We start from the raw sequence: 9,016 nt of genomic DNA on the forward strand, positions 1-9,016 counted from the left end.
GTGCTGGCCACCGGCGGCGGAGCCTTCGTCAACGCCGAGACCCGCGCCCTGATCAAGTCCAAGGCCGTCGCCGTCTGGCTGAAGGCCGACCTGGAGCTGCTGGCCCGCCGCGTGGGCCGCAAGGACGGCCGGCCGCTGCTGAAGGGCCGCGACCCGATGGACGTGCTGCGCGAGCACGCCACCCTGCGCTACCCCGCCTATGGCGAGGCCCATCTGACGGTCGAGACCGGCGACACCGCCCACGGCGTGGCGGTCGACGCCGTGATCCAGGCCCTGACGAGCCATCTGGCGCCGTCCGACGACGAGACCCCCTCCGAAAGCGAGTCCAAGTGATCACCACCATCCCCGTGGGCCTGGGCGCGCGCGCCTATGACGTGGTCGTCGGCACGGGCCTGATCGACCGGGCGGGCGAGCACATCGCGCCGCTGCTGAAGCGCAAGCGGGTGGCCGTCGTCACCGACACCATCGTCGGCGAGCATCACGGCGAGCGGCTGGCCAATGCCCTGGAGCATGCCGGCGTCGCCACCGACGTGATCCTGGTCCCGCCCGGCGAAGAGACCAAGAGCTTCGAGGGCCTGGCCGACCTGAGCGACCGTCTGCTGGCCCTGGGCCTGGAGCGCGGCGACATGGTCATCGCGTTCGGCGGCGGGGTGGTCGGCGACCTGACCGGCTTCGCGGCGTCGATCTACAAGCGCGGCATCGACTTCATCCAGATCCCCACCACCCTGCTGGCCCAGGTGGATTCGTCCGTAGGCGGAAAGACCGCCATCGACACCCCGCGCGGCAAGAACCTGATCGGCGCCTTCCACCAGCCGCGCCTGGTCTTGGCCGACCTCGACATCCTGGCCACCCTGCCCGCTCGCGAACTGGCCTGCGGCTATGCCGAGATCATCAAGTACGGCCTGCTGGGCGACTTCGCCTTCTTCGAATGGCTGGAGTCCAACGTCCACGCCATTCTGGAGCGCGACACCACCGCCCTGGTCCGCGCCGTCGGCCGCTCGGTGGAGATGAAGGCCGAGATCGTCGCCGAGGACGAGAGGGAGGCCGGCCGCCGCGCCCTGCTGAACCTGGGTCACACCTTCGGCCACGCGGTCGAGGGCGAGATGGGCTTCGGCGACGCGCTCAAGCACGGCGAAGCCGTGGGCCTGGGCATGGCGCAAGCCTTCCGCTTCTCGGTCCGCCAGGGCCTGTGCCCCAGCCAGGACGCCGTCCGCGCCGAGGCCGCGATCAAGGCCGCCGGCCTGCCGACCAAGTTGTCGGACATCCGCCCCGAGCCGTTCAGCGCCGACGCCCTGATCGCCCACAGCGCCCAGGACAAGAAGGCCGAGGGCGGACTGCTGACCTTCATCCTGGTCCGCGGCATCGGCGACGCCTTCGTGGCCAAGGACGTGGACCGCGAGGCGCTGCGGGCGTTCCTGATCGAGGAAGGCGCGGTCTAGGGGCGGAAGCGCGCCAAGACCGACACTGGCTCATGGCGGCGATCTGAACGTCCGAAAGGCGTCGTCAGGCTGGGGGCCGCTCACGACCCATTGCGGACGCTCGGACTAGGTAGGTAGGCTGTCGCCATGGACACCCCGACCTCCGGTTACGTTTACATCGCGTCCAGCGAGGGACTTGCCAGATCCTATGTAGGGGTCTCAGCGTCGCTCCTCGATATGGATTGGATCGTCAAGTATGGCGTGGACAACCTGGTCTGGTTTGAAGGCCATGGGGATATCGCTCTCGCCCAAGCTCACGCCGACCGGCTGAGCGATATGTCGGAAGATCAGCGACGAAGTTTGATCTTGAAAGGCAATCCTACTCAAGCCGATCTGTCTCCTCGCATCTGGGGCAGCGACGAGGAGGAAGCCTAACGCCGGCTCTCCACCCTTGGCTGACGCTCGAAAGGTCTGGTTGTTGGCGTTCCGGCCGAAGGTCTGGTTTCAGCGCCGACGCCAATTTCCCGTTCCGACCCTAGTCGGACCCAAGCCTCCACAAGCTTGACGTTGAACATCACGCGCGTTCCGCTTAGGTCCGGCAATGATCCGAGATAAGGCGAGCGTGATGGGAAGTGGCGTCCATGGTGCTGGTTGGTGCGTTCTGGTGCTATCCGTCGGTTTGAGCAGTTGCAGTTCGACAACGGAGGATTGGATCCAGGTCACCCAACACCGCGCCGAAATTTGCCGACGTATTGGCGCGAACATCACCGATACCAACCAGCGAATAGCAGAGTATCGCCGGGAAGGTCTTATCGGCCCTCGACTGTCAGTGCTTGACCAACCGGAACTGTTGCCAAAAGGTCAAGTCTATAGAAAGATGATTTCGTCTCTCTCGGATCGAGACTTGGTTCGCGAGATCAATGCAAAATTTAGCCCATCATATACATATGAGTACGCTGAACGCCTTCATCGTCGTGGAAACGATGAGGATGCGTTGCGATTTTCCTATATGGGGAATTTGCCGCTAAGTCCCGCTGCATTTAAGACTGACGGGCGATCTCTATCTTACAAAAATGAATATCTAAAAGAGTATGGTGCATACCCGCCGTCGCAGTGCTTGGCCTACGTATTATGTTCGAGCGAGGGCATTGAAGCGCCGGTATTCTTAGCGGATTGCAAAGATCTGCGAGGCAACTAACGGGGGTAAAGTGGCCCTCCCAAGCGGCTTGCAACGTCCGACAACCACCCTTCTCTGACTCTCGCGATGTCCGCTTTCCGGCCGTCGAACGTCCGATTTCAAGCGGTGACGTGATTTCCCGTCCCGACCCCGAACAGACAATTCAGCCTGTCCGCTCTCGGCGACTTCGGCGGGCATGGTCAGGAGCGGCGCATCCCGTCGCTTCAGGGTAGGCATGACGGCCGAAAGGGGCTCGGCGAATGTCGGCGCGATCTAGGCGACGCCGCCCAGGCTTCGCGTCAGGGCGGCGGCCGACATCGGCCTGGCGAGGCGGTAGGCCTGGCCGGCCCACAGCGGGCTGAAGTCGCCGCGACCGGCCGCTTCCGCGGCGGTTCGCAACGGCGCCAGCGCCGCCCCGGCCGTCGGGAACGCCGGCGCCAGGTCGGACAGCGGACCCAGCTCCATCATCAGCCGATTGACCACGCCGCGCGCCGGGCGGCCGGTGAACAGGTTGGTGATCGCGGTGGCGTCCTCGCCCGATATCATGGCCTGGCGATGGACGGCCGAGATCCTGGCTTCCGGCGTCAGCAGATAGGCCGTGCCGACCTGGACGGCGTCCGCTCCCAAGGCGAACGCGGCCAGGACGCCGCGACGATCGGCGATCCCGCCCGCCGCGATCACCGGAACCGAGACGGCGTCCGCGATCCGGGGCAGCAGGGCGAACGTGCCGACCTGCGTGCTCATGTCATGGGTCAGGAAATTGCCGCGATGACCGCCGGCCTCGGCGCCCATGGCGATGACCGCGTCGACGCCATGCGCCTCCAGCCAGACAGCCTCGGCCAGGGTGGTGGCCGACGACAGCACCTTGGCCCCGGCGCGCTTCACCCGGTCCAGCAGCGCCGGCGCGGGCAGGCCGAAATGGAAGCTGACCACTTCGGGACGGTAGTCTTCGACCACCGCGCAGAACGCCTCGTCGAAGGGCGCGCGCCCGCCCACCGCCAGGGGCTGATCCGGATCCAGACCGGCCTCGACATAGTAGGGCGCCAGCCTGCGTCGCCAGGCGGCTTGGCGCGCGGGATCCTCAGGCGGCGTGACGTGGGTGAAGAAGTTGACGTTGATCGGTCCGCGCGTCCCCGCCCGCACGGTGTCCAGGGCCGCGCGCAGCTCGGTCTCGGCATAAAGCGCGCTGGGCAGCGAGCCCAGGCCGCCGGCGTTGCTGGCGGCGATCACCATCTCGGGCGTCGTCGCGCCCGCCATGGGCGCCTGGATGACCGGCAGGTCGACGCCGACCAGATCGAGGAAGCGGTTCGGGGTGGCGGAACCCATGGCGGACATCCTGTTGGCGAGAAAATGGGCCGCCGCGACACGGCGGCCCGGGAGTGAGGTCGAGGTTCAGGTCTGGCCGGCRGCCCTTCGCCTGCGGTATTCCAGGGCGGGCAGACCGCCCCAGCCCCAGTTCTCGAGCTCGACCTCCTCGATGACGACGAAGGTCGAGTCGAGCGGCTTGTGCAGCACGTCCAGCAGAAGTTGGCTCACCCCGGCGATCAGGGCGGCCTTCTCCTCGGCCGTGACCGAGTCCCGGCCGGGTCCGGAGCCTTCGCGCGTCACCTGGATATTGACGATGGGCATGGCCGTCTCTCCCTAGTGACCGGCGCTCTGGCCGCCGTCGACGTGCAGGATCTCGCCCGTCACGAACGCGGCCGTCTCAAGATAGAGCACGGCCTCGACCACGTCGCGGATCTCGCCCAGGCGGCCCACCGGATGCAGGCCGGCCAGGAAGGCGTGGGTTTCCGGCGCGTGCATCGGCGTCTTGATCACGCCCGGCGAGACGGCGTTGACCCGCACGCCCCTGGTCGCGAACTCGATGGCCAGCGACTTGGTCGCCGAGTTGATGCCGCCCTTGGTCAGGCTGGCCAGGACCGAGGGGACGTCGGCGATGGCGTGGTCGGTCAGGCTGGTGGTGATGCTGACGATGTGGCCCGAGCCCTGCTTCAGCATCTGGGCCGAGACCTGCTGGGTGACGTGGAAGAAGCCGACCAGGTTGGTGGAGAGGTTGTCCGCGAAATCCTCGGCCGTGAAGGCGGTGAACGGCTTAGCCGTGAAGATGCCGGCGTTGTTGACCAGGGTGTCGATCCGGCCGAAGCGGGCCAGGGCCTCGGCCACCACGCGCTCAGCGGTGGTCGGGTCGGCGATGTCGCCGGCCACGGCCAGGATGTCGGGATCGGCGCCTTGCTTGATCGAACGCGACGTGGCCACGACCCGGTAGCCGCGGTCGCGATAGGCCTTCACCAGAGCCGCGCCGATGCCTTGCGACGCGCCGGTGACGATGGCGACCTTTTGTTGATTGCTCATGACTTGCCTCGATGACGTTTCCGGCGGCGAGGATCGCGGGCCGGAGGTCCGTGCAGGACCGTTGACGCCAATGTCGGCTCATCCACCCAGCGACTGAATACGCGCCGCACGGCAGTCACCGTTCCGTCAATCGAGGGAATGGCTCAGGGCGGAACCAACGCCTCGGCCTCCGCCGAAAGCCGGGCGAAGGCCGCTCGCAACCTGGGCGCGGCGAAATCCAGGAAGGCGCGGACCTTCGGAACCGAGGTCCGCCCATTCGGCGTGATCAGGTGAACCGGCAAGGGCGCGGGCTCGGCGTCGCGCAGCAGGACCCGCAGGCTGCCGTCCAGCACCCGCTCGGCCACGTGGTAGGTGTAGAGCCGCGTCACCCCGCGGCCGTCGACCGCCGAGGCCAGGGCGGCCCGCACGCTGTTGACCACCAGCCGGGGCTTGAAGTGCACCGACCGCGCGACCGTCCCGCCCGGCGCCGGCGGAAAGACCCAGGTGTCGTGGCCGAAGTGGGTGGTGGTGACGATCTGGTGCTTGGCCAGGTCGGCCGGCTCGACGATGCGAGGATGCTGATCCAGGTAGCGCGGCGCGGCGACGATCACTCGCTTCACGTCGCCGCCCACGCGCACGGCCACCATCGAGGAGTCCGGAAGCTGGCCGACCCGCAGGGCGACATCGATCCCCTCCTCGACGAGATTGGCCGGGCGGTCGAGCAGCAGCAGGTTCACCGCCACGCCGGGATAGGCGTCCAGATAGGCGTCGATGACGGGGTGGAGGATCTCCTCGCCGCTGATCGGCGGCGCGGTGATGGTCAGGGTTCCGCGCGGGGCCGAGCGTTCGCCCAGGGCGATCAGGTCAGCCTCTTCCAGGTCGACCAGGATGCGCCGGCAGGCGGCGGCATAGCGCTCGCCGGCTTCGCTGAGCCTCAGCGAGCGCGTGGTGCGGTGCAGGAGTTCGGCGCCGACATGGTGCTCGAGGAAGGCGATCGCCCGGCTGACGGCGGCCGGCGAGCGCCCCAGCCGACGCCCCGCCCCGGCCAGGCTGCCCTCGTCCAGCGCGGCGACAAACACCCGCATCGCCTCGATACGATCCATTCGGTCTTCCGCCTGAAGCAAGGTTGGACGCTGGCTGACAGGCATAACGCCGCGCGGCGGAACAATCCATGCCGCCCCTCCCCCTGCGCACGCCCGCGTCGTACAACCGCCCCATGATCCTCACCGCCATCCTCGGCCTCGCGCCGATCGTCGTCGTCCTGCTGGCCATTTCGGCGCTGTTCTCGGCCGCCGAGACATCGCTGACCGCCGCCTCCCGGGCCCGTATGCATCAGCTGGAGCGCGAGGGCGACCGGCCGGCCAAGCGGGTCAACAAGCTGCTGTCCGACCAGGAGACGATGATCGGGGCGGTGCTGCTGGGCAACAACCTGGTCAACATCCTGGCCTCGGCCCTGGCGACCCAGGTGCTGACCACCGCCATTCCCGGCCCGTGGGGCGTGGCGGCGGCGACCGGCACAATGACGGTCCTGGTCCTGGTGTTCGCCGAGGTGCTGCCCAAGACCCTGGCGATCCTGAAGTCGGACGACGTGGCCCGCTTCCTGTCGGGGCCCACCCTGGTGGTCGTTCGGGTGTTCGGGCCGATCATCTACACCATCCAGTGGATCGTGCGGCGCACGCTGCGGCTGTTCGGCGTCAAGCTGGACATGGAGGTCGACGTGCTGGCCGCCCACGAGGAGATCCGCGGCGCGGTCGAGTACCACCACTCCGAAGGCGGGGTCGAAAGCGGCGACCGGCGGATGCTGGGCGGGGTGCTGGACCTGTCGGACATGGACGTCTCGGACATCATGGTCCACCGCAAGTCGATCACCCTGATCGACGCCGACCTGCCGATCCGCGAGCTGGTGGCCGAGGCGCTGGAGGCCCAGCACACCCGCATCCCGCTGTATCGCGAGAACCCCGACAACATCGTCGGCGTGCTGCACGCCCGCGACCTGCTGCGGGCCCTGGCCGCCGCCAACGGGGCGATCGACGACATCGACGTGGCCACCATCCAGCGCGAGCCGTGGTTCATCCCCGACACCACCAACCTCAAGGACCAGCTGAACGCCTTCCTCAAGCGCCGCAGCCACTTCGCCCTGGTGGTCGACGAGTACGGCGCCCTGCAGGGCCTGGTGACCCTGGAGGACATCCTCGAGGAGATCGTCGGCGAGATCGAGGACGAGCACGACACCAAGGTCGAGGGCCTGCGTCCCCAGGCCGACGGCTCGGTGCATGTCGACGGCCACGTCACCGTGCGCGACCTGAACCGGGCGATGGACTGGCGGCTGCCGGAAGGCGAGGCCGTGACGATCGCCGGCCTGGTGATCCACGAGGCCCAGACCATTCCCGAGCCCGGCCAGATCTTCATCTTCCACCACCACCGCTTCCAGGTGCTGCGCCGCCAGCGCAACCAGATCACCGGCCTGCGGATCAGCGGGCGGCTGGACGAAAGCGAGCGCTAGCGGTCTCGTCCAAGACCAAGGTTTCTCCGGGTCCGGACGTCCGGCGCGGGAACCATGACCTTAGCGACGCGTTTCTGACCGCGCCCGGTAAGATCGGGCGACTGGGGCGAGTGGGGGTAAGAAGCTTGGCCAAGGCGATGAGTCGCGCCGAGGAGGACGGGGTCGATGACCTCGTTGCGCGCCTCGTCGCGACCGAAGAGGCCCTGGCCGAGGAAATCCGTCGCTCGCTGGCCCTCAACCGCATCGCCGAAGCCATCGGCGCGGGCGGCGACGCCGACAGCCTGGTCCAGACCGTGGTCGATGGCGGCGTCGAGCTGACGGGCGCCCGGTTCGGAGCCTTCTTCTACAATGTGATCGACGCGGCGGGCGAGAGCTTCATGCTCTACAGCCTGTCGGGCGCGCCCCGTTCGGCTTTCGAAGCCTTCCCCATGCCGCGCAACACCGCCGTCTTCGCCCCGACCTTCAACGGCGAGGGCGTGGTGCGCTCGGACGACATCACCCAGGACCCGCGCTACGGCCTCAATACGCCTCGCGAGGGCATGCCCGAAGGCCACCTGCCCGTGCGCAGCTACCTGGCCGTGCCGGTGATCACCCGCGAGGGGACGGTGCTGGGCGGACTGTTCTTCGGCCATCCCGAGACCGGACGATTCAGCGCCCGGGCCGAAAGCCTGATGGTCGGCCTGGCCGCCCAGGCGGCGGTGGCGATCGAATCCATACAGATCCACGACGCCGCCCACACCGAGCTGGCCCAGCGCCGCGACACCGAGGAGCGCCTGAAGTTCGCCCTGGATTCCGGCCGCCTGGGCTCGTGGGAGCTGGACGTCGAGACCCGCGACTACCTGGCCTCGGACATCTGCAAGGCCAATTACGGRCGCGGCCCGGACGACGACTTCGGGTTCGCCGACCTGGTGGCCTCGGTGCATCCGAGCGATCGCGAGCGGATGACCGCCGCCATCGAGAACGCCATCCGTCACGGCGCGGACTACGACATCGAGTACCGCGTGCTGACACCGGCCGGCGAAGCGCGCTGGGTGCACGCCCGCGGCCGCGCCGCCCAGACGGGCGATCACGGCGGGGCCAGACGCATGGCGGGCGTGTCGCTGGACGTCACCGAGCGCAAGCGCGCCGAGGAACGCCAGAAGCTGCTGGTCAACGAGCTGAACCACCGGGTGAAGAACACCCTGGTCTCGGTGCAGTCGATCGCCAGCCAGACCCTGCGCACCACCGACACGCCGGAGGCTTTTCGCGATGCCTTCGAGGGCCGGATCATGGCCCTGTCGCACACCCACAACCTGCTGACCGAGCAGAACTGGGAAGGCGCCAGTCTGCGCGAGATCTTCGATTTCGAGCTGGAGGCCTTCGCCGCCCGCGACCGCATCATCTTCGACTACGCCCGCGACCCGCAATTGAGCCCCAAGGCGACCGTCGCCCTGGGCATGGCCATCCACGAACTGGCGACCAACGCGCTGAAATACGGCGCCCTGTCGGTTCAAGGAGGCTCCGTGCGGGTGGCCTGGGCGCTGGAATCGGACAATCCCGGCGACGGCGCGCGCCTGCGCCTGACCTGGACCGAACAGGGCGGCCCGA

The 9,016-nt window shown here is 67.9% G+C and carries 9 protein-coding genes; 5 read left to right on the forward strand and 4 right to left on the reverse strand.

Translation table 11 applies throughout. The features are described from left to right. From AC1DZ6_RS12355 to AC1DZ6_RS12365, 3 genes are all read left to right on the forward strand, one after another. Positions 1-333, forward strand: a 333-nt coding sequence (locus AC1DZ6_RS12355; RefSeq protein WP_477097470.1) for a shikimate kinase, incomplete at its 5' end; no start/stop codon positions are given. Continuing rightward, entirely contained in the window at positions 330-1,439 is a 1,110-nt protein-coding gene (gene aroB / locus AC1DZ6_RS12360; protein WP_477097471.1) for a 3-dehydroquinate synthase, read from the forward strand. The genes AC1DZ6_RS12355 and aroB, both read left to right, overlap by 4 nt. 126 nt (positions 1,440-1,565) lie before the next feature. Further along, complete coding sequence (locus AC1DZ6_RS12365) at positions 1,566-1,853, forward strand: GIY-YIG nuclease family protein (protein WP_477097472.1); 288 nt, start codon at positions 1,566-1,568, stop codon at positions 1,851-1,853. 1,015 nt (positions 1,854-2,868) lie between these two features. Here the strand turns inward: AC1DZ6_RS12365 and AC1DZ6_RS12370 are convergent. From AC1DZ6_RS12370 to AC1DZ6_RS12385, 4 genes are all read right to left on the reverse strand, one after another. Then, positions 2,869-3,921 carry an NAD(P)H-dependent flavin oxidoreductase gene (locus AC1DZ6_RS12370; protein ID WP_477097473.1) on the reverse strand — a complete coding sequence of 351 codons (1,053 nt, stop codon included), beginning with the start codon at positions 3,919-3,921 and terminating at the stop codon, positions 2,869-2,871. Positions 3,922-3,987: 66 nt separating this feature from the next. Continuing rightward, complete coding sequence (locus AC1DZ6_RS12375) at positions 3,988-4,224, reverse strand: tautomerase family protein (protein ID WP_477097474.1); 237 nt, start codon at positions 4,222-4,224, stop codon at positions 3,988-3,990. 12 nt (positions 4,225-4,236) lie between these two features. Next, positions 4,237-4,947 (reverse strand): SDR family NAD(P)-dependent oxidoreductase, encoded by a 711-nt coding sequence (locus tag AC1DZ6_RS12380; RefSeq protein ID WP_477097475.1) that lies wholly within the window; start codon positions 4,945-4,947, stop codon positions 4,237-4,239. A 143-nt stretch (positions 4,948-5,090) separates the two neighbouring features. After that, positions 5,091-6,029 carry a LysR family transcriptional regulator gene (locus tag AC1DZ6_RS12385; RefSeq protein WP_477097476.1) on the reverse strand — a complete coding sequence of 313 codons (939 nt, stop codon included), beginning with the start codon at positions 6,027-6,029 and terminating at the stop codon, positions 5,091-5,093. A 116-nt stretch (positions 6,030-6,145) separates the two neighbouring features. On the opposite strand from AC1DZ6_RS12385, the gene AC1DZ6_RS12390 reads away from it, so the two are divergent. Both AC1DZ6_RS12390 and AC1DZ6_RS12395 read left to right on the forward strand, forming a co-directional pair. Continuing rightward, positions 6,146-7,429, forward strand: a complete 1,284-nt coding sequence (locus tag AC1DZ6_RS12390; RefSeq protein WP_477097478.1) for an HlyC/CorC family transporter — start codon at positions 6,146-6,148, stop codon at positions 7,427-7,429. A gap of 137 nt (positions 7,430-7,566) precedes the next feature. Continuing rightward, positions 7,567-9,016 (forward strand): sensor histidine kinase (locus AC1DZ6_RS12395; RefSeq protein ID WP_477097477.1); only part of this gene is annotated, 1,450 nt, incomplete at its 3' end.

The sequence above is a fragment of the Caulobacter sp. P1_B12_2 genome (assembly GCF_056406675.1).

Coding starts and splice junctions, on each gene's coding strand:
- AC1DZ6_RS12365 (WP_477097472.1), top strand. CDS start 1,566: ATGGACACCCCGACCTCCGGTTACGTTTACATCGCGTCCAGCGAGGGA.
- AC1DZ6_RS12370 (WP_477097473.1), bottom strand. CDS start 3,921: ATGGGTTCCGCCACCCCGAACCGCTTCCTCGATCTGGTCGGCGTCGAC.
- AC1DZ6_RS12380 (WP_477097475.1), bottom strand. CDS start 4,947: ATGAGCAATCAACAAAAGGTCGCCATCGTCACCGGCGCGTCGCAAGGC.
- AC1DZ6_RS12385 (WP_477097476.1), bottom strand. CDS start 6,029: ATGGATCGTATCGAGGCGATGCGGGTGTTTGTCGCCGCGCTGGACGAG.